The sequence below is a fragment of the Aestuariibacter sp. GS-14 genome, from assembly GCF_006494365.1.
Classification (GTDB): domain Bacteria; phylum Pseudomonadota; class Gammaproteobacteria; order Enterobacterales; family Alteromonadaceae; genus Alteromonas; species Alteromonas mangrovi.
The window spans coordinates 267,631-289,394 of sequence record NZ_VHIP01000001.1 but is presented as its reverse complement, the minus strand read 5'-3'; the positions used below and the strand labels follow the sequence as shown (position 1 = coordinate 289,394).

Sequence of the window (21,764 nt, the reverse complement as noted above, 5' to 3'; positions counted from 1 at the left end):
GGACACGGTTATGATGCAACAGCTTGCCACGCAGAGTACACAAATTGCCGCCTTGCCGGATAATCCGGTAACGCTTTCGCCTGAGCCAGTGACTGCTGAGCCCTCCGGGCGTCAGTTTGCCGACGTGTTCTCTGGGCAACAAGCCGCTTCACATAAAGAGCAAGCCCCCCGTCGTCCCGCAGACGCCTCAAAAATGCCTGCCAATCAACAATCTGCTGAACAGCCTGCTGTTAAAGGCAGAGGCGCAGAGACTGCGCAGTCTGATTCGTCCGTAAGCAACCGCCAGGACATCGCCAAATCAGCAGCGGCAAAGCCTGAAGCCTCTGAAAAGCCAGGTGCTGAAGAAGCCTATACTGCAAATAACAAAGACTCAAAAGACGTTGTTGAAGACACCGCGACACTTAGCAAAGCAGATAACACATCGGGTACTGAACAAATCGAGCAGTCAGAGTGGGTTGAATCCACCCTGGCGGACGACCTGGAATCCGCTGTTCCTGCTATTGAATTGGATGCAGTCAACGGGGAAACTGACTATTTGGCACTGGTTGACGCGCTGCGCGCGTTTGAACAAAAGTGGTCAGGCGCTACACAGCATCAGTCACCTTCACCGACTGGCGTTACCGAAGAAGTCAATGGCGAATCTACAGCTGCTTTAATGGCTGACGCCGTAAAAACCGCAGAGCAGGATGCTGCCAAAGCACAACTAGAGACTGACCTTAAAGCCTTGATAGCGCAAATTGCTAACTCGCCCGAAATGAACGCAGAAGGCGATGCAGAGGGTAATGTGGAAGGAGATGCGTCAGTTATTTCCATTGAGCAGTCCGAAGCGATTTTGTCGGATTTTATGGCGTTGGTGGCACAGCTTAAAAAGCAGCAAGCCAACGATTCGGCCAATGATGAAGGCAGCGAGCTGGCATTGCCGGTAGAACCTAAATTGGGCACCACAACAATTCAAGCTGACGTTGGCGCGGTAGCGGAAAATACAGAAAATACAGAAAACCCAGACGTGCTTTCACCACAGCCTTTGTCGGTAGCCATTAGTCTGTTGTCAAAGATCCAGGCATTGAACAGCGAAAGTGCAACAAACTCGCCGGCGCAATCAGTGCAAGCCGCCGATATGGTATCCGAGCAGTTAACAGCGTTAACGCTGGATGCAGAGCAATTAACTGACGCTGTTATCGAAGTGGAAGAAAGTGCTGATCCACTATTAAATCAGGCCGCGTTATTGTTGGGATTAATGACTCAACAAGCGGGTGAACAAAACAGTAATGCCTCCACCACTTCCTCGCCTGGCAGCAAACCAGCCGTTGCAGTGGAAGCTGCAACAGATGCAATCAGCAATGATGTTGCGTTGCAAGCAATGGTAGCGCAGGCCAGTGACGACACGCTGTCGCAACTGGCACAAGTGATTACAGACACTGCTGCCGCCGCTAACCCGGCCTTGAGTTCGGCGCAGCAAGCGCAAATGAAAGGTATGCTGATAAATGGCCTGGAGGAAATGCGGGCTCAGATGCAGCAGGGGCATCAGCCAGCCATTGACCTTACAGCCCTGGTAGCGCAGGTATCTACAGAGGTTCAGCCAGAGCAACAGATTATTCCACAGCAATTGTTACAGGATGCTCAGCATATTGCGCAGCTTGCCGCTAACTCGGTGATGTCAGATCAAAAAGAAACACAGTTGAATGAATTATTACACGCGTCGCGTGACCTGATGACGCAGGAGACCCGCCAACAGCAGTCTGAAAATGTGAAATCCTTGCAACAACAGGCTGCCATGGATAAGCCGGTTCCGCTGAATCAGCCCCAGGGGCAACAACAGTTAGCTGAAAAAATCCGCTGGATGGTCAATGGCCGTCAGTCAATGGCGGAAATTCGTTTGGACCCACCTGAAATGGGCAGTATGCAAATTCGTCTGAATATATCGGGTGACACTGCTTCGGTAAGCTTTATTGTACAGTCGCAACACGCAAAGGACATACTGGCAGACGCCATGCCACGGCTCAAAGAGATGTTTTCAGAGCAGGGGATTGATTTGGGTGAATCTTTCGTGAGCCAGCAACAATCGGGCGAGGCCGGAGAACAACAGGCAGGTGGCAAGTCGGGTGGTGGATTAAACGACGCCTTGCCTGAAGATACAAAAATGAACGAAACGCGAGTGGTTCGCCGGGCAAATGCGTTAATTGACGACTATGTTTAAAGTGAACAGGCAGATGACTGGTTTTTGTCATTGCCATTTACTGGCCGTAATAGATAATACGCCTAGTTTAGTTTTGAGAGTAGTGTGAAATGGCGGAAGAAGAGTTACAAATTGAAGAAGCAGGCGGTAAGAAAAGCAAGCTGATGCTGATCATCATTATTGCCGTGGTATTAATCGGTGGTGGTGCAGCAGCTTATTTCTTCCTGTTTGCCGGTGGCGATGAACCCACTGCGGCAGAGCAATTAGCCGCAGAAGGCGGGGCAGCACCTGCTGCAACAGCGGCAGCGCCGTCAAATGCCAGTGTTGGCACCGCGTTGTACGTTGCGATGCCGCGTCCGATAGTGTTTAACGTGCCAGGATCAGGTCGTGATCGCCTGGTGCAAATCAAGGTGCAACTTATGGTGCGTGGCTCCGATAACGAAGAGGCTGCCAAAACCCATATACCGCTAATTGAAGGTACCTTGTTACAAGTATTCAGTTCCAGTAACGCCGATGACCTTGTTACCGAGGCTGGAAAAATTGAACTGCGCGAAAATGCTCTGACATCCGTGCAGGCCGCCTTGAAAGACATCGCAGGCAGTGAAGTGGTAGAACGCGTGCTGTTTACCGATTTTGTGATGCAATAACCGGAGCGAGCCGTGAGCGATTTATTATCCCAAGATGAAATTGATGCCCTGTTACACGGGGTAGATGACGTTGAAGAAGAAGAGGTCTCCCACGAGCCCGGCGATTCCTCGGCGCTGGAATACGATTTCTCATCCCAGGATAGGATTGTTCGTGGCCGCATGCCAACCCTGGAAATTGTGAACGAGCGCTTTGCCCGGCATTTGCGGGTGAGTTTGTTCAACATGATGCGCCGCAGTGCTGAGGTATCGATTAACGGTATCCAGATGATCAAGTTTGGTGAGTACATACACACCCTGTTTGTACCCACCAGTCTTAACATGGTGCGTTTCAGACCGCTCAAAGGTACCGGTTTGATTACCATGGAAGCCCGGTTGGTGTTTATTCTGGTAGACAACTTCTTTGGTGGCGATGGACGCTATCATGCCAAAATTGAAGGCCGCGAATTTACGCCCACTGAACGGCGAATTATTCAGATGCTGCTGAAAATCATCTTTGAGGACTACAAGGAAGCCTGGGCTCCGGTAATGGATGTGTCGTTTGAATATCTCGACTCAGAAGTTAACCCGGCGATGGCCAACATTGTGAGCCCAACGGAAGTCGTGGTGATCAGCTCATTCCATATTGAGCTGGATGGTGGTGGCGGTGATTTCCACGTGTCGTTGCCTTACTCAATGCTGGAGCCCATCCGCGAACTGCTGGATGCCGGTGTACAAAGCGATAAAGAAGACACCGATCTGCGTTGGAGTAAAGCGCTGCGCGATGAAATTATGGATGTGAAAGTGGCATTAACCACCCACATGCTGGATTTTGATTTAACCCTGCGCGATGTAATGAATTTTAAACCCGGCGATATCATTCCGGTTGAAATGCCGGAATATATTACGGTGTTAATTGAAGAACTGCCCTCGTTCAGGGCCAAGCTCGGTCGCTCCAGAGAGAATCTGGCGCTGAAAATTACCGAGAAGATTGCGCGTCCGACTTCCGTGAAGTCGGAACTACAGTTACTTACCCGCGGCGGCCGCATTATCGATAATGACGCCGAACTGCAGGTATTAGAAGAAGATTTATAATCCTAAGCAACAGAAAGAGGCAGGATCATGAGTGAGAATGACGGTATGGACGATTGGGCTGCAGCCATGGCTGAACAGGCTGAAGCTGAGGCCGATGATGGTGTAAAAGTCGCAGAACTGGACGAACTCTCTGATGACGCGCCGATTACTCAGGAAGAAAAGAAAAAATTAGATACCATCCTGGATATTCCTGTGACCATTTCTATGGAAGTGGGCCGCAGTAAAATCAGTATCCGAAATTTATTGCAACTTAACCAGGGTTCTGTGGTTGAGTTGGACCGGGTTGCCGGTGAACCACTGGACGTGCTTGTAAATGGCACGTTGATTGCTCATGGAGAAGTAGTAGTGGTTAACGATAAATTTGGTATTCGGTTAACGGATGTTATTAGTCAAATCGAAAGAATTAAAAAGCTCAGGTAAAAACCTATTAAAATCAGTGGGGTATTTTGTTGCCCCGCTGACAATCCTGCTTACCCCCACGGCAAACGCCGCAGCAAGTATTACTAACCCCACCTCTGTACTGTCAATTTTCCTATCACTTTTGCTGATTGTCGGGATTATTTTTTCGCTGGCGTATGTGATGCGTCGGTTTAATGTCACTCCCGGTAACAGCCAGCATTTAAAAGTCGTAGCGAGTTTGTCGGCTGGCGCCAGAGAACGGGTAATGGTGATCCAGGTTGGCGACGAGCAACATTTAATTGGCGTTACCGCGCAAAACATTAACCACTTAAGTAAATTGGCCACGCCGATTGTGACGCAACAGCACAATCCTGGCGGTGCCATGTTCAAACAGAAACTGGTACAGGCGATGGCACAAAAAATGAACCCATCGCTGAAGGAGAGCGGTGATGACAAGTAAATTCGCGAAATGGCTGGCGTTGGCGTTGCCCATTTATTTGCTTGCTGCTCCGGTACTGGCTCAACAGGGTATTCCGGCGGTGACGGTTACCACCAATGGCGATGGCAGCCAGGATTATACCATGACCCTGCAGGCGCTGTTCATCATGACTGCGCTGAGCCTGTTGCCTGCGTTTATTATGATGATGACGTCGTTCACCCGGATCATCGTGGTGTTGTCGATTTTGCGTCAGGCCATAGGCTTGCAGCAATCGCCCTCTAACCAAATCCTGATTGGTGTGAGTTTGTTTTTGTCGATGTTTATTATGACCCCGGTCTTCGAGGAAATTGACGAACGCGCATTGCAGCCCTATCTCGCAGAGGAAATGACCTCATTGGAAGCGTTTGAACAAGCCAAAGGGCCGATGCGAGCGTTTATGTTGTCGCAAACGCGGGTTAAGGATTTGGAAACCTTTGTGTCTATTGCCGGCGACGAGGACAAATACCAGGACCCAGCTGATGTACCGTTAAATATTCTGATCCCGGCTTTTGTTACCAGCGAGCTCAAAACCGCATTTCAAATTGGCTTTATGCTGTTTATACCGTTTTTGATCATCGACCTGGTAGTGGCCTCTATTCTGATGGCCATGGGTATGATGATGCTATCGCCGATGATTGTATCGTTGCCGTTCAAACTCATGTTGTTCGTGCTGGTTGATGGCTGGAACCTGATTTTTGGCACCCTGGCTACCAGTTTTGGTATGGGTGTGTAGGAGCGCATCATGTCACCAGAAGTCTTTGTTGAAATTCTTCGCGAGTCTATGTTCATGGTAATCCTGCTGGTGTCAGCGGTAATTGTACCGAGTCTGATAGTCGGTCTGATTGTGGCGGTGTTCCAGGCTGCTACTTCCATTAACGAACAAACCATGAGCTTTTTGCCGCGTTTGCTGGTTACGCTGCTGGCATTGAGCTGGGGCGGCAACTGGTTGGTACAGAAACTGATGGATTTCACTTTCCATATGGTAGAACAAATTCCTCAGGTGATTGGCTAAATGGAAGTCTCATTGGTTGCCATTAATCAGTTTCTGGCTGATTTGTTGCTGCCATTTATGCGTATCAGCGGCATGTTCGCTGCCATGATTGGCTTAAGTGCCAAGTCTATTCCAACGCCGGTTCGCGGATTGTTGTCTATTCTCCTTGCGCTGGTGATCATGCCGGTTGTTCCTCCCTCGCCAGTGAACAACCTGATGGATCTAGGTGTGTTTGTAATTGGTATTCAGCAATTGCTGATTGGCATTGCAATTGGCTTTGTGTCCATGATGGTGCTGAATACCTTTGTACTTGCTGGTCAGGTAATCGCCATGCAAACCGGTTTAGGGTTCGCCAGTATCGTTGATCCGGTAAACGGGATAAACGTGCCAGCGGTGGGCCAGTTCTACCTGATATTAGCCACGCTGCTGTTTTGGCAACTGGATGGTCATTTGTCCATGATCCAAATGATGGTGATGAGCTTTCAAGCGTTTCCGATCGGCGAAAGCTGGTTTGAACCCGAACAGCTGCGCGATATCGCCCAATGGGCTGGCTGGATGTTCGTTGCGTCACTCACTCTGGCGCTGGCACCTATCATTTCGTTGCTCATTGTGAACCTGGCGTTTGGCGTAATGACCAAAGCTGCGCCACAGTTGAATATTTTCAGTATTGGTTTTTCCATTGCCCAAATTATGGGGCTATTCATTATTTGGCTCACGCTGGATAACTTTACCACGCACTTTGAAAATCTATGGCAGCGAGCCTTGCAGTTTATGTGTGAACTGCTGGCCGTGTGTCCAACCTGATCGGAGGTAGGCCAACGTGGCTGATTCGAGTGATAAAACAGAAGACGCGACGGCGAAACGGTTGGGCGATGCCCGTAAAAAAGGGCAGATTGCCCGCTCCCGTGAACTGTCTACCGCTCTGGTACTGATTGTTAGTAGCGTCATGTTTTTGCTAATGGGCGGCTACATAGCTGAAGCACTATTTGCCGTGATGCAGCGCGTATTTACTTTATCGCGGGATGAAACTTACGATCCCACTCACATGTTTTCTGCCTGGGGGGAAGCTCTTATGGCGGTGAGTATTCCGGTGATTGGTTACATGATTGTAGCCATGATTGCTGGTATATACGGTTCAATTGCGCTGGGTGGGTACAACTTTACCTGGTATTCGGCTCAACCGCGCTGGAGTAAGCTCAACCCAATGTCAGGGTTTAAGCGGATGTTTGGTATGAACGGCCTGGTTGAGTTGCTTAAGGCCATTGCCAAGTTTTTCGTGATTGCCGGCATGGCGCTGTTATCGCTGTCGTTCTTTCAGGATCAGGCCTTACACCTGGATCAGGAGATTTTTCCGCTCAACGTGTTTCACGCGCTAGACATGATCGAATGGGCGTTTTTCTTTCTGACACTGGGCATGATCCCAATTGCCCTTATTGACGTGCCATACCAGTCGTATAAGCACAATGAAGAAATGAAAATGAGCAAGCAAGAGGTGAAGGATGAGCGTAAAAATGCCGACGGTGATCCACAGGTAAAAGGCCGGATCCGCCGCTTGCAATATCAGGCTGCCGCCCGTCGTATGATGCAGGAAGTACCAAAAGCCGATGTGGTAGTCACCAACCCAACTCACTACTCAGTGGCGCTGAAGTATGATCAGAACGGCAATCGTGCGCCTGTAGTGGTGGCTAAAGGGGGCGATGAGCTTGCTATGCACATCAGAAAAATTGCAAACGCCCATGGCGTGCCTTTAGTAGCAACGCCTATGCTTACCCGGGCCATTTATTACACCACCGAAGTGGATGAAGAAATACCGCACAAGCTGTTTATGGCTGTGGCTCAGGTGCTGGCCTATGTGTTCCAGTTGAAAGCCTATAAATCGGGTAAAGGCAAACGGCCCAAGCCGTTGGCCAGAAACCTGCCCATCCCACCAGATATGCGCTATTAATCACCTGCCAATACGCCTGCTTTTGCAGGCGTATTGCTACGAGTGATGAATAAGTCGTCAGTTAACATTTTCTACCGAAAAGCTGGCACGCCGATTGATATACCTCTGGTATGCGACGTTTTTGTGTCAAAAATCTGTTGGTAAGAATGTGACTTATGGTGCTATCTGATTATTTTCAACGCGTAGATAAAGCGCAGTTGCAACGACTGACTCAGGGAATGGGTGTACCGTTAGTTTTACTGGCGATTATGGGCATGGTTATCCTGCCTATGCCTCCTTTGTTACTGGACATACTATTCAGCTTCAATATTGCGCTGTCTCTGGTCATTATTCTGGTAGCTGTACTGACACAACGACCGGTTGATTTTGGTATATTTCCATTGGTTCTGTTGATTGCTACCGTATTGCGACTGGCATTGAATGTTGCCTCAACACGGGTAGTGTTGTTATACGGGCATGAAGGCGGTGATGCTGCGGGTCGGGTAATCGAAGCGTTCGGTGAAGTCGTTATTGGCGGCAACTACGCCGTGGGTGTGGTGGTTTTCGCCATCTTGCTGATTATCAACTTTAAAGTAGTTACCGCGGGTGCAGGACGTATCTCAGAAGTAAGCGCGCGGTTTACCCTGGACGCGATGCCGGGCAAGCAAATGGCCATCGATGCCGATTTGAACGCGGGCTATATCGATCAGGACGAAGCGCGTCGTCGTCGCGAAGATATCACCGCGGAAGCTGATTTCTATGGCTCCATGGACGGTGCGTCAAAATTTGTGAAGGGCGATGCTATTGCCGGCTTGTTTATTATGCTGATCAACATAGTGGGCGGCTTGTTCATTGGCATGATTCAGCACGATTTGGGCTTCGCCAATGCACTTGAAGTGTACACTATTCTAACCATCGGTGACGGCCTGGTAGCGCAAATTCCGTCACTGCTACTGTCGGTTGCTACCGCCATTATTGTGACACGTGAAAATGAAACCCAGGAAATGGGCTTGGAAATAAAAGAGCAACTGGGTAACAAAAAAGCGTTGTCTATCGCCGCTGTTATTTTATTCGTTATGGGCATAGTGCCTGGTATGCCACACCTTGCGTTCTTAACTTTTGCCGCCCTGGCGGGGGGGTATGCGTATTACCAGGATTATGCAGAAAAACAACGCGCTAAAGAGCCACCTAAACCCGTTGTAATTGATCAGGACAAAACGCCTGCCGAAGTCAAAGAACTTGGTTGGGACGACGTACAGCATGTGGATACCATTGGTCTTGAGGTTGGCTACCGTCTGATTCCGTTGGTAGACAAAGCTCAGGGCGGAGAATTGCTAAGCCGCATCAAAGGCGTGCGTAAAAAATTGTCACAGGAATTGGGCTTTTTGGTTCCGCCGGTGCACATCCGCGATAACCTGGATTTGGATCCCAACGCCTACAACATTTCCATGCTGGGCGTGACCATCGGCGATGCCAAAGTCAGTCACGATGAAGAACTGGCGATTAATCCGGGGCAGGTTTTTGGCAAGCTGGAGGGGCGTGCCACAAAAGATCCCGCGTTCGGGCTCGATGCTGTGTGGATAAGACCCGGCAAGCGTGAACATGCCCAAACATTAGGCTACACAGTAGTTGATGCTGCTACCGTGATAGCAACCCATTTAAGCCAGTTGTTAACCACCAATGCATACCAGTTGCTGGGCTTTGAAGAAGTGCAACAGTTATTGGACATGCTGGCAAAACACAATCCTAAGCTGGTGGAAGGTCTGGTGCCAGACCTGGTATCACTGGCTACCGTAGTAAAAGTATTGCAAACCCTGTTGTATGAAGGCGTACCCATCCGCGACATGCGCACGATAGTGCAAACACTCACAGAATACGCGCCGAAGAGCCAGGACCCGGATGTGCTGGTGTCGGCAGTACGCATTTCACTGAAACGCCTGATTGTTCAGGAAATCAACAATGGTGGCCGCGAATTGCCTGTCATTACAATGGCGCCAGAGTTGGAGCAAATGTTGCATCAGTCATTGCAAGCCGGTGGCGAAGATGGCGCTGGTATTGAACCTGGCTTGGCTGAGCGTCTGCAACAGTCGCTTCAACAAGCCGCTCAGCAGCAGGAATTAGCGGGTGAGCCCGCAGTATTATTGACATCGGGCATGTTGCGTCCGGTGTTATCCCGATTCCTGAAAAACGCAGTAACCGGGCTGCACGTGTTGTCTTATCAGGAAATTCCCGACGACAAGCAGGTAAAAATTGTGGCATCGGTGGGTCAATAATCTGACGCACCCGATTCAATGAGGTCATTATGAAAATCAGACGTTTTTTTGGCAAAGACATGCGCGAAGCGCTAAATCAGGTAAAGCATGAGCTGGGTGCCGATGCGGTAATTATGTCTAATCGCAAAGTGGCAGACGGCGTGGAACTGGTTGCTGCTTACGACAAAGAGCCTGCTGCACGGCTGGATTTGCAGGCGTCAAAACCCCAGTCTGGCAAGCCCGCGCACTCAGGTAACAAGCCGTTGCCCACACTGAGCGAGATTATTGGCGATGATGGCCCGGACAGTTTACGTGAATTGCTTGAAAAGCAAGCGGGTAATCAACGCGGCAATCCTGCACCATCAGTTACACCGACGCCGGTAGCGGTAACGTCAGCGCGCAGCCACACCGCGCCGGTTACCGCTAAAAAAACGTTGGGTGGATTCGAATCAGATATGGAATCGCCGTTTGATCACAATGTTACATCAGACGCCCCGCAAAGTGGATTGGACGATATTCGAGCCGAACTGGCCTCATTGCGCAATGTATTACAGTTCCAACTATCGGATATGCAGCAACAGCACCAGTCACGCATGAAGCCACTTCAGCGTTTTCTGAATCAACAAATGATCGACATGGGTATTTCTGCCTCACTGGCCCGTCAGTTGGTGAGTTATGCACCGGCCCAGGCGAATGAGCGTGAGTCGTGGTTGTACCTGCTCAAACTTCTGTCTAATCGATTAATGACAAACGATGATGATATCCTCACTCAGAAAGGCGTAGTGGCCCTGGTAGGTCCAACAGGCACCGGTAAAACCACGACTATTGCAAAACTGGCAGCCAAATATGCGCAAAAATATGGTGCCGAACAGGTTGCATTAATCACCATTGATACCTATCGTATTGCGGCCTACGAGCAGTTAGCTACTTACGGAAAAATTATTGGTTGTCCGGTGCGCAAAGCGCAATCAGGTGAGCAACTGGCCGATTTATTGTTTCAATTCCGCGACAAAAGACTGGTTTTGGTAGACACTGCGGGCTTTAGCCAGCGTGATAGCCGTTTAATCAGTCAGTTAGCTACTTTCCAACAAGCGGGTGGACAAACAATAAAAAATTATTTAGTTGTGCAGGGCAATACGCAACAGGCTACACTAAAGCATATCATAGGCGCATACCGCAGCATTGATATACAGGGTTGCATCATCACTAAGTTAGATGAATGCTATAGTTTGGGAGAGGTGATCAGTAGCGTCATCGAAGCGCAGCTTCCGGTGAGTTACGTGGCCGATGGACAGCAGGTGCCAGAAGATATTCATGTGGCAAATGCAAAATCTATAATCTCTTTAGCAGCAAAGCTTTATAAAAAGTATGGATTGAATCATACTAATGACAATACAGCAGTAAATTCAGCACAGGCAGTATGATTGAAGACCAAGCGAGTAGCTTAAGAAAGATGAATCAGTCTCGATTAATCAAAGTTATCGCCGTAACGGGCGGTAAAGGTGGCGTAGGGAAAACCAATATTACCCTGAATACTGCTATTGCGATGGCAAAGCAGGGCAAACGGGTTATGGTATTAGATGCTGACCTCGGCCTGGCAAACGTTGATGTCATGTTAGGACTGCGGGTAGAGAAAAACCTGTCTCACGTGTTGTCTGGCGAATGCACCCTGGATGAGGTGCTGGTTACCGGCCCCCATGGTATTAAAATTGCGCCTGCGACATCCGGTACACAGTCGATGACTGAACTATCTCCTACTCAACACGCCGGGTTAATTCGCGCGTTCAGCGAGTTGCGTTCACAAGTAGATGTGTTGATTGTTGACACCGCTGCCGGTATTTCTGACATGGTATTGAGCTTCTCCCGAGCTGCCCAGGATATCCTCGTGGTGGTATGTGATGAGCCCACCTCACTTACTGATGCCTATGCCCTCATAAAAATTCTGAACCGCGATTACGGCGTATTCCGCTTCAAAATTGTTGCGAATATGGTGCGCGATATTCGGGAAGGACAGGAATTATTCAGTAAATTATCAAAAGTGACCGGGCGTTTTCTGGATGTTGCATTAGAATTAGTGGCAACGGTACCGTTTGACGAAAATATTCGCCGGGCAGTGCGCAAACAAAGTGCTATTGTTGATGCGTTTCCAGCATCACCAGCTGCGGTAGCCATTAGCCAGTTAGCTGCCAAGGCGGCAAGCTGGCCGATTCCCGCTCAGCCGGGAGGACACTTGGAATTTTTTGTAGAACAACTGGTTGCAGGTAAGGTGGCAGGTAACTGACTGTGAATAGCAGAGCCGCAGCGTATCAACAGCAAATAGACAAAGCGCAACTGGTTGAGCGACATGCTTCCTTGGTTAAGCGTATAGCCCATCACTTAATGGCGCGCTTGCCATCCAGTGTGCTTGTAGACGACCTGATCCAGTCTGGCATGATTGGCTTGTTGGAAGCCGCTAAGAATTTTGATGGTAGCAAAGGCGCCAGTTTTGAAACTTTCGCAGGTATTCGTATTCGTGGGGCAATGCTCGACGAAATTCGCAAGGGCGACTGGACACCGCGTTCGGTGCACAAGAACGGTAGAGCTATTTCAGAGGCCATTGCACAGGTTGAAAGAGAAACCGGTGGTGATGCCCGCGATGTAGACATTGCAGAAAAACTGAATGTAACATTGGCCGAGTATCATCAGATGTTGTCTGAAGTCAATTCAGGCAAGTTGGTGGGCATAGAAGATTTGGGTGTCACGGAAGATGTGATCACGACCGAAGATACCCGTGGCACTGATTCGCCATTAGATGATTTAATGCAAGGTGCATTTCAAAAAGCGCTTGCACATGCTATTACTACATTACCAGATCGTGAAGCGATTGTGCTTTCGCTATACTACGACGAAGAACTGAACCTGCGAGAGATTGGTGAAGTTCTGGAAGTCAGTGAGTCGAGAGTGAGCCAGATTCACAGTCAGGCGATGTTGAAATTAAAAGCTCGAATGAAGTCCTGGCGGACTGGTGAGTAACATCTATACGGATTCGTATAACTATACTAACAATATGACTATCCTCACTGGAGGCAATTTTGGATAAGAATATGAAAATTCTTGTTGTAGACGATTTTTCTACAATGAGACGTATTATCAAAAACTTACTCAAAGATCTGGGCTTTTCCAATATCCAGGAAGCCGATGATGGCAGCACGGCACTGCCCATGTTAATACAAGGTGATTTTGACTTTGTGGTAACCGATTGGAATATGCCGGGAATGCAGGGTATCGATTTGTTGCGTGCTATTCGCGCCGACGACAAATTAAAGCACTTGCCAGTGTTAATGGTAACTGCAGAAGCGAAGAAAGAACAAATTGTTGCTGCTGCCCAAGCCGGTGTTAACGGCTATGTAGTGAAGCCCTTCACTGCAGCAACATTAAAAGAAAAATTAGAGAAGATCTTTGAACGCTTAGGTTAATCCAGTTAAGTGTTTAACCGCCTGAGGATAACTGGATGACAGAAAACAGAAAAGTTCCTATGACTCTGGAAGAAGCAAAGCAGTTGGTAGTATTTCTGGAGAACGGAGATAACGAATCAGCCAATGCATTGTTAGATGCTGTGGCGATGAAAGAGTCTGTCGAGTTATTTGCCGAAGTTGGCAAGCTTACCCGCCAATTACACAATGCGCTCAATAATTTTCAATTGGACGAGCGTATTGCTGGTCTCGCCAATGAAGAGATTCCCGATGCGCAAAGTCGTTTGACTTACGTTATTGAAGAAACTGAAAAAGCAGCTAATACTACTATGGACGCTGTTGAAAACAGTATGTCGATTGTAGAAACCATGAAGGCACATCTTGATACCGTGATGCCAGAATGGAAAAAGCTGATGAATCGCGAAATCGAGATCGGTGATTTTAAATCGTTATGCATGGACCTGGATAAGTTACTTGAAGATTCTACCGGCGATGCTGAACAACTGATGTCGTTACTGACCGAAGTGTTGATGGCGCAAGGGTATCAGGATTTGACCGGACAGGTTATTCGCCGGGTCATCGAATTGGTAAAAGAAGTCGAAGACAGTTTGGTTCATATGCTAACGGTATTCGGCGGCTCTGAAGTGACGAAAAACGTCAAAGCTTCAGCCAAGAAAGCCGATAAGGATGAAATCAAAGCTGAAGGACCAATTATTGACGCAGAGTCACGTGATGATGTGGTATCTGGTCAGGATGATGTTGACGACCTTTTGTCCAGCTTAGGGTTCTAGGGGAGCGGGTACATGTCTTTTGATGTCGATGAAGATATATTGCAGGATTTTCTGGTTGAGGCCGGTGAAATCCTCGAACAATTACAAGAGCAACTGGTAGATCTGGAGAACAACCCAGAAGATAAAGATCTGCTAAACGCGATTTTCCGTGGTTATCACACGGTGAAAGGCGGTGCCGGATTCTTGTCACTAACCGAGTTAGTTGAAATTTGTCACGGCGCCGAGAATGTCTTTGACGTCATGAGAAATGGCCAGCGCTCACTTACACCAGAGTTAATGGACGTAATTCTACAGGCAACCGATGTTGTAGTAGAGATGTTCGAGAAAGTGAAACAGAAGGAACCATTGGAGCCAGCTGATGCGACTCTGGTGGATATTCTGCACAAGCTTAGCCATCCCGAATCTGCGGATGAGAGTATTTTTGATGGTTCAGCCGCACCAGCGCCTGCAGCAGATGAAGAGGAAACCTTCGAGCTGGAAGACGAAGCGGAAGAGGATACGGGTGCTTCCGATGCATCGGGTTTAATCGATGACATTACCGAAGATGAATTTGAAGCCCTGCTCGACGAACTGCACGGCACTGGCGGTGCGCCAGGTAAGCAGGAAAAAGCGCCTGCACCTGCACCAAAGGCAGCACCTGTTGCAGCTTCATCTGCGGGTGGCGAAGACATTACCGACGACGAATTTGAAGCGTTACTGGACGAATTACATGGCAAAGGTAAGTTTGGTGGGGAAAGCGAAGCTGCTCCTGTTGCCACGCCGCCGCCAGCAGCGGTTACTGCCAGCGACGACGAAATAACCGACGATGAATTTGAAGCGCTGCTTGATCAGCTACATGGTCAGGGCAAAGCCCCTGGTGAAGCCAAAGCTGAAACCAAAGCTGAAGCACCGGTAAAACCTGCTGCGCCAGAAAAACCACGGGTTAAAGTAGAAAACGATAGCAAGCCAGCGGCAACGCCTAAAGCAACGGAAAAACCGGCCGCTGCAAAACCCGCAGCTGCCAGTAAGCCTGCAGCAGCACCAGCCGCAGATCCTGCGCCCGCTAAGAAAGATGATAAGAAAGCTGCCGCTGCGCCGCCTCCAGCTGAAACGACAGTTCGTGTTGATACGCGCCGATTAGATCAGATTATGAATATGGTAGGCGAATTGGTATTGGTTCGTAACCGGTTAATTAGTCTTGGTATTAATATCAACGATGAATCTATGTCCAAGGCAATTGCAAACCTGGATGTAGTAACGGGTGACTTGCAGGGCGCAGTAATGCAAACCCGTATGCAGCCTATCAAAAAGGTATTTGGCCGATTCCCACGCGTTGTGCGGGATTTGGCGAGAAGCCTGAAAAAAGAAATTACGCTTGAACTGGAAGGTGAAGAGACCGATCTGGATAAGAACCTGGTAGAAGCCTTGGCTGATCCGCTGGTGCATTTGGTTCGAAATTCAGTTGACCACGGTATTGAAATGCCTGAAGACCGTGCCGCAGCGGGTAAACCCCGAATGGGTACGGTGAAGCTTTCTGCCTCTCAGGAAGGGGATCATATCCTGCTTGTTATTGAAGATGACGGCAAGGGCATGGATCCGGAAAAGCTGAAAGAAATTGCGATATCCCGCGGTGTACTGGATGTTGATGCCGCTGCTCGCATGTCAGATGTGGAAGCGTTCAATCTTATTTTTGCTCCAGGTTTCTCAACCAAGACAGAGATAAGCGATATCTCTGGTCGTGGTGTGGGCATGGACGTTGTTAAAACCAAGATTAATCAGTTAAACGGTACAGTGAATATTGATTCTCAGCTTGGCAGGGGTACCCGCCTTGAAATCAAAGTTCCGCTTACTCTGGCTATTTTGCCTACGCTGATGATTGTGGTTGGAAAACAGACATTTGCACTGCCGCTGGGTGCTGTAAATGAAATAATTAACATGGATATCAAGAAGACCAACACTGTTGATGGTCAACTAACCATGATTGTGCGCTCAAAAGCAATCCCATTATTCTTCCTCGGCGAATGGTTAATCCGCGGTCCCAAAAACATCGACCGCAAGAAAGGCCATGTCGTAGTAGTGCAAATTGGTACACAACAGGTTGGTTTTGTTGTTGACGCACTTATTGGCCAGGAAGAAGTGGTGATTAAGCCATTAGATGCGTTACTACAAGGCACGCCTGGCATGGCTGGCGCTACAATAACCTCTGATGGCGGTATAGCACTGATACTGGATATTCCAAGTCTGTTAAAACGCTATGCGCGAAAAGCACTCAAAAAATAACTGAGGAATATTGCTAAATGGCCTTCAAAGTCCTGGTGGTCGACGATTCGAGTTTTTATCGCCGCCGGGTTAAAGATATTCTAAATGAAGACCGTTCTCTTGAGGTGGTTGGCGAAGCCAGAAACGGACGCGAAGCAATTGATATGATCAAGTCGCTGCGGCCGGATGTCGTCACCATGGACGTGGAAATGCCGGTTATGGACGGCATTTCTGCGGTGAGACGGATTATGGATGAATGTCCTGTTCCCGTAATTATGTTTTCCTCCCTCACTCATCAAGGGGCAAAAGCCACTTTGGATGCGCTGGATGCGGGAGCCGTTGACTTTTTGCCCAAGCGATTTGAAGAAATCGCAAAAGATCGCAGTGATGCAGCAACTATTCTGAGAACTAAAGTCAGGTTACTGGCAAGGCGTACACCGTTATCTATCCAGCGACGTCCATTGACATCGCCTGGTGGTATTACCGCGCGTACTGCAGTACCCGTTCCATCGGCCCCGTCAAGGGCATTACCCAGTAATGCACCTAAAACAGCATTTGTCAGAAGTTCTTCGCTATTAGCTGGACGCACAGAAGCCGTTGAACCCCAGATAGTTACTCAGGTTCGTCGAAGCGGGAAACGTTATCGTTGCCTGGCGATAGGCGCCTCAACAGGTGGTCCGGTTGCATTACAAAAAGTACTTAGTGTTCTGCCCGAAGGATTTCCTTATCCGGTATTCCTGGTGCAACACATGCCAGGTACGTTTACCAAAGCGTTTGCGGAGCGACTGAATCAGCATTGTCAGATTCGGGTGAAAGAAGCGGAACACGGCGATGTGGTGCAAAATGGCTGGGCTTACCTGGCTCCGGGTGGAAAGCAGATGACTGTTGATAAGTTATCTGGGCAACCCAGAATTGTGATCACAGAATCAGACGCCGCTGATATTGGCTACAAACCCAGTGTTGATACTACCTTTAATAGTTTGTCGAATGTCTATGGTGGCGACACGTTAGCCGTTATTTTAACCGGCATGGGTGCCGATGGCCGTGAGGGGTGTCGAACGCTTAAAGGGTTAGGAGCCAAAATATGGGCACAGGATCAAGCCAGTAGTGTGGTTTACGGTATGCCGCAAGCGGTAACCGTGGATAAGCTGGCGGAAGTGAATATTAGTATAGATGATATAGGTAGCTGCATAATCACCGAGATGTAACCGGTGAGCCGATATTAGCGCTGGTGGGAGAGTAGCAGTGAAAATCTGGACCATTGCCAACCAAAAGGGCGGGGTAGGGAAAACAACTACAACCGTGACATTGGGCGGACTGCTTGCCAGGCGGGGGCACAATGTATTATTGGTAGATATGGATCCCCATGCCTCGTTAAGCTATTACTTTGGCATTGATTCTGAAGAGTTATTGCATTCAGTTTACGATATTTTTGCTAATCCTTCCGGCATGAGCGACGATAAAGTCTTAGATTGTTTGTGTCCAAGTAAGCTGGATAGTCTGTTTATTTTACCGTCCACCATGGCGTTGGCTACGTTGGACCGTTCCATGGGCAATCAAATGGGTATGGGGCTGGTATTAAAGAAGGCCCTGAAACAAATTGAGTCGCAATTTGATTACGTGTTAATTGACTGCCCACCGGTATTGGGTGTGTTAATGGTAAATGCCCTTGCTGCATGCCAAAAAGTGGTGGTACCGGTTCAAACCGAGTTTCTGGCACTAAAAGGACTGGACCGCATGATGCACACGTTAACCATTATGAGCAAGATGCTGGAGCGTGAATTTGATACGCTGATTGTGCCAACGATGTTCGATCGTCGGATTAATGCAGCGATAGCGGCACACAAACAATTGCTGTTAGATTACAAGGAACAAACCTGGAAAGGCATGATTCCGGTTGATACCCGATTCAGGGATGCCAGCCAGATGCAGACACCGGCCTCAATTGCTTACCCTAAAGCGCGGGGCGTGTTTGCGTATCAGAAATTATTGAATACTTTGGACAGTGACGACTAACGATGAGTAAGAATACGCCGTTTGCAAAAGAAGAGGTAATGGAAGAGTACCTCAGCAGCTTGCTGCGGGATGTTGACGATCCAGCAGAAGTCACCGCGCGCACGGCAAAATTGCTCGAACAGGCTACGGTTGTTGTACCGGATGTTTCAATAAGTGCCCCACCCGTCATTGACATGCCAACAACCGATAATCGAATTGCGGAAAAGCCCCGCGAGCGTGTGGTTGCCAATGTGTCCGGCAAGGTTTCCGGCAAGGTTTCCGGAAAGGTTTCCGGCAAGGTTTCCGGAAAGGTTTCTGAGCCTCAGGAAAGTCTGCTTAAAAGAGTAGAAGAGCAGGTGGCCGCACAGCACAAGGCGGAAGGGCCGCCAAATGCACCGGTATTGCCGTTAGAAAAGCGGTTAGACAATAAATTTCAGGCATTGTTTTTTGAAGTGGCAGGGTTAACGCTGGCGGTGCCATTAATCACTTTGGGTGGCATTCACCGGATTTCAAAGATTGGCCCGCTATTTGGTAAGCCTAAATGGTTTATGGGCGTAATGCTGCACAGAGAAGAAAAATTAAGCGTAGTTGATACTGCGCAATGGGTAATGCCAGAAAAATACGATCAAAAACTGGCAGATCAGCTAAACTATCAATATCTTATTATGTTAGGCGATAGTTCCTGGGGGCTCGCCAGCGAAAAGTTAGTTAATACCGTATCGTTAACAAAGGCCGATGTTAAATGGCGTGAATCGTCAGCAGGCAAGCGTCCATGGTTAGCAGGTATGGTGAAAGATAAAATGTGTGCATTGCTTGACGTTGATGAGTTAATTGCAATGCTGAATAAAGGCTTGGGCAGTAAAGACCAGGTGCCATAGTCAATTGGAGCCAAGTACATGAGTGATGACAGAAATAGTAACGCATCGAACGTAGATGATCAGGTATTGCAGTGGGTTACCTATCGTTTGGGTGAAGAAACCTATGGCATCAATGTAATGCAAGTACAGGAAGTACTGCGCTATACCGAGATTGCCCCTGTGCCAGGTGCACCGGATTACGTATTAGGTATTATTAACCTGCGCGGCAACGTTGTAACGGTTATCGATACCCGCGCCCGCTTTGGGTTACCGCCAGAAGAAGTGACTGACAATACCCGTATTGTGATCATCGAATCTGATGAACAGGTAGTGGGTATTCTGGTTGATAGCGTGGCAGAAGTCGTGTACCTGAGATCGTCTGAGATCGATAGCGCGCCAAATGTGGGTACAGAAGAAAGCGCCAAGTTCATCCAGGGTGTAAGCAACCGCGACGGTGAACTGTTAATTCTGGTTGACCTGAATAAATTATTAAGCGATGAAGAATGGGACGAATTAAGCAGCCTGTAACGGCCTGACTATTACATGGAAGTATCAAAACCCCTTCTTATCGCAGTGTTTGCCTGCCTCCTGGCGACAGGAGGCTTTGTGTTCAATTGGCTGGTAACGCGCAAACAAATTCGCTTGCTCTCTGCCGAGCTCGAAGCGCATAAAAAGTTAATTCAACAGCTCACCAAAGCGCAGCAAAACTTCTACAACACCATTGAGGAAGGACAGGCCCGCAGTATGGCCGTCGCCCGCTCAGTAACATCGCTGGAAAGTGAAATAAGCGCACTGGCAAAGCAAATTAAAACGGTAAGCGAGCAGGACCCAGACAGCCGGTTATATCAGCGTGCTGCAGAGATGTTGCAAGCCGGTGCCAGTATTGATGAAGTCATGCACAGTTGCGATCTGCCGGCAGCCGAGCTACAACTACTGATGAATATTCACAAGCCCGCTTAACAAATCCGTATTACTTAATTTCGATGCGCTTCACGTGGTCGTGAGAGTAAGCCTGTCCCGAAATTGACTCTACAGTTAAGTTACGTAAGTAGACCTCATCTACCGGTAGCTCAGCTTGCCCTTTTATCTGACTGATAAAGGCAGCGTTATTCACCGACACATTGGCAATGTGAATATGCTCTATGGGTGTTAAACGGCGTTCATAGGTAGGTACAAGATGGCGCCATTGATATAACACATCGGTGTCTATTGCCAGAATGCCACCACCAATGCTATCGGCTTTTACATTTTCAACAATAACGTTGCGAACAAAACCGCCCCGTCGCTCATTGGTTTTTATGAACACGATATTCCCAGTGCCGCTGTAGGGGAGAGCGTCAGACTGGAACACTTCACTGCCGTCGAAATGGCAATCATGTACCCATATATTCTCGATACCGCCGGATAGCTCGCTACCGACGGCGAGCAATTGATGGGCTCGCTTTATTCGGCAATGACGCATCACAATATTGCGGCATGGCATATTCAGTCGCCACGCGTCACGGTTTCTGCCTGCTTTTACTGCAATCGCGTCATCTCCCTGATCGAATGTGCAGTGTTCAATCAGCATGTTTTGTGTCATCTCCGGATCAACACCGTCGTTATTGTGCCCATGTGCCGATACACTCACGTGGCGAAACACGACGTCTTTACACATAAACGGGTGCAGCACCCAAAACGGACTGTCCTGAATGTGTATGCCTTCTACTAATATATGCTGACAGCGATTAAATTGCACAAAGTGCGGCCGCAGATTGGCCCCGGCGTAGGTCATCAGGCGATGTTCAACAGGCACATCCTGTGACGCCATGTGATACAAATCGGCCAGGGCATCCATGTGTGCTTTAGGCCGAGCGTACCAGGCTTGCCATACATCCAGTTTTGCCTGTAGTGTGCCTTTACCAGTAATAGCAATATTATTGCAATGGTAAGCATAAATAAGTGGCGAGTAGTTGAAACATTCCATGCCTTCCCAGGTTGTTTTTACCGGCGGTAAATAATCTGCCGGATTTGCTGAGAACAACAGGGTAGCCCCTTCTTCCAGATGCAGATTCACGTTACTGAGCAAATGAACCGGCCCACATGGCCAGGTACCTGATGGAACAATCACTTTGCCTGCACCAGCCTGGCTAGCGGCGGCAATGGCGTTACGCAGTGCTGTTTGTGTGCTTGATTGATTATTTTCAGCAGCACCAAAATCCCGGATGTTGAAATTAGCAACGTCAGTAAAGTCAGGAATTTCGATCACTGGCATGTCGAATGGCGCGTCAATCGCAACGAATTGCGTTGCTGGTTTTATTGGCTGACTATTTATCGTCACAGCAGTACATCCGGGTAAGGCCAGGCAGGCAAGGCTGCCCTGTAGCAAACGACGACGAGACAAGGGAGAGATTTGAGGTAATTGCGGCATATCAATATTTCCATTTACTTCTCTTTGTAACGCAGGATTAAAAGGGCAGAATGGTACCCAGCTATAATATAAATACGAGTGGT

Annotated in this window: 22 protein-coding genes; 21 read left to right on the top strand and 1 reads right to left on the bottom strand. The window is 48.6% G+C overall.

Annotated elements, in window-relative coordinates; all coding sequences use genetic code 11:
• Positions 1 to 10 precede the first annotated feature (10 nt).
• The 21 genes from FJ444_RS01230 to FJ444_RS01130 all read left to right on the top strand — a co-directional run bounded on the left by FJ444_RS01230 (position 11) and on the right by FJ444_RS01130 (position 20,231).
• The gene (locus FJ444_RS01230) at positions 11 to 2,197 is read left to right on the top strand and encodes a flagellar hook-length control protein FliK (RefSeq protein ID WP_140956088.1); all 2,187 of its coding nucleotides are present in this window, start codon (positions 11 to 13) and stop codon (positions 2,195 to 2,197) included.
• 89 nt (positions 2,198 to 2,286) lie between these two features.
• Positions 2,287 to 2,823 (top strand): flagellar basal body-associated protein FliL, encoded by a 537-nt coding sequence (gene fliL, locus FJ444_RS01225; RefSeq protein WP_140956087.1) that lies wholly within the window; start codon positions 2,287 to 2,289, stop codon positions 2,821 to 2,823.
• A gap of 12 nt (positions 2,824 to 2,835) precedes the next feature.
• Positions 2,836 to 3,894: a flagellar motor switch protein FliM gene (fliM, locus tag FJ444_RS01220; RefSeq protein ID WP_140956086.1), complete on the top strand. Its 1,059-nt coding sequence runs from the start codon at positions 2,836 to 2,838 to the stop codon at positions 3,892 to 3,894.
• 27 nt (positions 3,895 to 3,921) lie between these two features.
• Positions 3,922 to 4,314 carry a flagellar motor switch protein FliN gene (gene fliN / locus FJ444_RS01215; RefSeq protein ID WP_140956085.1) on the top strand — a complete coding sequence of 131 codons (393 nt, stop codon included), beginning with the start codon at positions 3,922 to 3,924 and terminating at the stop codon, positions 4,312 to 4,314.
• A complete protein-coding gene (gene fliO / locus FJ444_RS01210) occupies positions 4,274 to 4,753 on the top strand; it encodes a flagellar biosynthetic protein FliO (protein WP_140956084.1) in 480 nt (159 codons plus the stop codon). The genes fliN and fliO overlap by 41 nt, the downstream gene beginning before the upstream one ends.
• Positions 4,743 to 5,504, top strand: coding sequence for a flagellar type III secretion system pore protein FliP (fliP, locus tag FJ444_RS01205; RefSeq protein ID WP_140956083.1), 762 nt, complete (start codon positions 4,743 to 4,745; stop codon positions 5,502 to 5,504). The genes fliO and fliP overlap by 11 nt, the downstream gene beginning before the upstream one ends.
• A 9-nt stretch (positions 5,505 to 5,513) precedes the next feature.
• The gene (gene fliQ, locus FJ444_RS01200) at positions 5,514 to 5,783 is read left to right on the top strand and encodes a flagellar biosynthesis protein FliQ (RefSeq protein ID WP_140956082.1); all 270 of its coding nucleotides are present in this window, start codon (positions 5,514 to 5,516) and stop codon (positions 5,781 to 5,783) included.
• The gene (fliR, locus tag FJ444_RS01195) at positions 5,784 to 6,566 is read left to right on the top strand and encodes a flagellar biosynthetic protein FliR (RefSeq protein ID WP_140956081.1); all 783 of its coding nucleotides are present in this window, start codon (positions 5,784 to 5,786) and stop codon (positions 6,564 to 6,566) included.
• A gap of 16 nt (positions 6,567 to 6,582) precedes the next feature.
• The gene (gene flhB / locus FJ444_RS01190) at positions 6,583 to 7,707 is read left to right on the top strand and encodes a flagellar biosynthesis protein FlhB (RefSeq protein ID WP_140956080.1); all 1,125 of its coding nucleotides are present in this window, start codon (positions 6,583 to 6,585) and stop codon (positions 7,705 to 7,707) included.
• 155 nt (positions 7,708 to 7,862) lie between these two features.
• Entirely contained in the window at positions 7,863 to 9,959 is a 2,097-nt protein-coding gene (flhA, locus tag FJ444_RS01185; protein WP_140956079.1) for a flagellar biosynthesis protein FlhA, read from the top strand.
• Between the two features lie 29 nt (positions 9,960 to 9,988).
• Entirely contained in the window at positions 9,989 to 11,362 is a 1,374-nt protein-coding gene (gene flhF / locus FJ444_RS01180; protein ID WP_140956078.1) for a flagellar biosynthesis protein FlhF, read from the top strand.
• Positions 11,359 to 12,219 (top strand): MinD/ParA family protein, encoded by an 861-nt coding sequence (locus FJ444_RS01175; protein ID WP_140956077.1) that lies wholly within the window; start codon positions 11,359 to 11,361, stop codon positions 12,217 to 12,219. Before flhF ends, FJ444_RS01175 begins: the two co-directional genes overlap by 4 nt.
• Before the next feature lie 2 nt (positions 12,220 to 12,221).
• Positions 12,222 to 12,950, top strand: coding sequence for an RNA polymerase sigma factor FliA (locus FJ444_RS01170; RefSeq protein ID WP_140956076.1), 729 nt, complete (start codon positions 12,222 to 12,224; stop codon positions 12,948 to 12,950).
• 59 nt (positions 12,951 to 13,009) lie between these two features.
• Positions 13,010 to 13,393, top strand: coding sequence for a chemotaxis response regulator CheY (gene cheY, locus FJ444_RS01165; protein ID WP_140956075.1), 384 nt, complete (start codon positions 13,010 to 13,012; stop codon positions 13,391 to 13,393).
• Between the two features lie 35 nt (positions 13,394 to 13,428).
• Complete coding sequence (locus FJ444_RS01160) at positions 13,429 to 14,181, top strand: protein phosphatase CheZ (RefSeq protein WP_140956074.1); 753 nt, start codon at positions 13,429 to 13,431, stop codon at positions 14,179 to 14,181.
• A 12-nt stretch (positions 14,182 to 14,193) separates the two neighbouring features.
• Positions 14,194 to 16,440: a chemotaxis protein CheA gene (locus FJ444_RS01155; protein WP_140956073.1), complete on the top strand. Its 2,247-nt coding sequence runs from the start codon at positions 14,194 to 14,196 to the stop codon at positions 16,438 to 16,440.
• 17 nt (positions 16,441 to 16,457) lie between these two features.
• Positions 16,458 to 17,627 carry a chemotaxis response regulator protein-glutamate methylesterase gene (locus FJ444_RS01150; RefSeq protein WP_140956072.1) on the top strand — a complete coding sequence of 390 codons (1,170 nt, stop codon included), beginning with the start codon at positions 16,458 to 16,460 and terminating at the stop codon, positions 17,625 to 17,627.
• Positions 17,628 to 17,664: 37 nt separating this feature from the next.
• Positions 17,665 to 18,435 carry a ParA family protein gene (locus FJ444_RS01145; protein ID WP_140956071.1) on the top strand — a complete coding sequence of 257 codons (771 nt, stop codon included), beginning with the start codon at positions 17,665 to 17,667 and terminating at the stop codon, positions 18,433 to 18,435.
• Between the two features lie 2 nt (positions 18,436 to 18,437).
• Positions 18,438 to 19,292, top strand: coding sequence for a chemotaxis protein CheW (locus FJ444_RS01140; RefSeq protein WP_140956070.1), 855 nt, complete (start codon positions 18,438 to 18,440; stop codon positions 19,290 to 19,292).
• Positions 19,293 to 19,310: 18 nt separating this feature from the next.
• Positions 19,311 to 19,799 (top strand): chemotaxis protein CheW, encoded by a 489-nt coding sequence (locus tag FJ444_RS01135; protein WP_140956069.1) that lies wholly within the window; start codon positions 19,311 to 19,313, stop codon positions 19,797 to 19,799.
• Positions 19,800 to 19,877: 78 nt separating this feature from the next.
• On the top strand, positions 19,878 to 20,231 hold the full coding sequence (locus FJ444_RS01130; RefSeq protein WP_181405019.1) for a DUF2802 domain-containing protein: 354 nt from the start codon (positions 19,878 to 19,880) through the stop codon (positions 20,229 to 20,231).
• Positions 20,232 to 20,241: 10 nt separating this feature from the next.
• Here the strand turns inward: FJ444_RS01130 and FJ444_RS01125 are convergent, their stop codons facing one another.
• A complete protein-coding gene (locus FJ444_RS01125; RefSeq protein WP_140956067.1) occupies positions 20,242 to 21,681 on the bottom strand; it encodes a glycoside hydrolase family 28 protein in 1,440 nt (479 codons plus the stop codon).
• Positions 21,682 to 21,764: the final 83 nt, after the last annotated feature.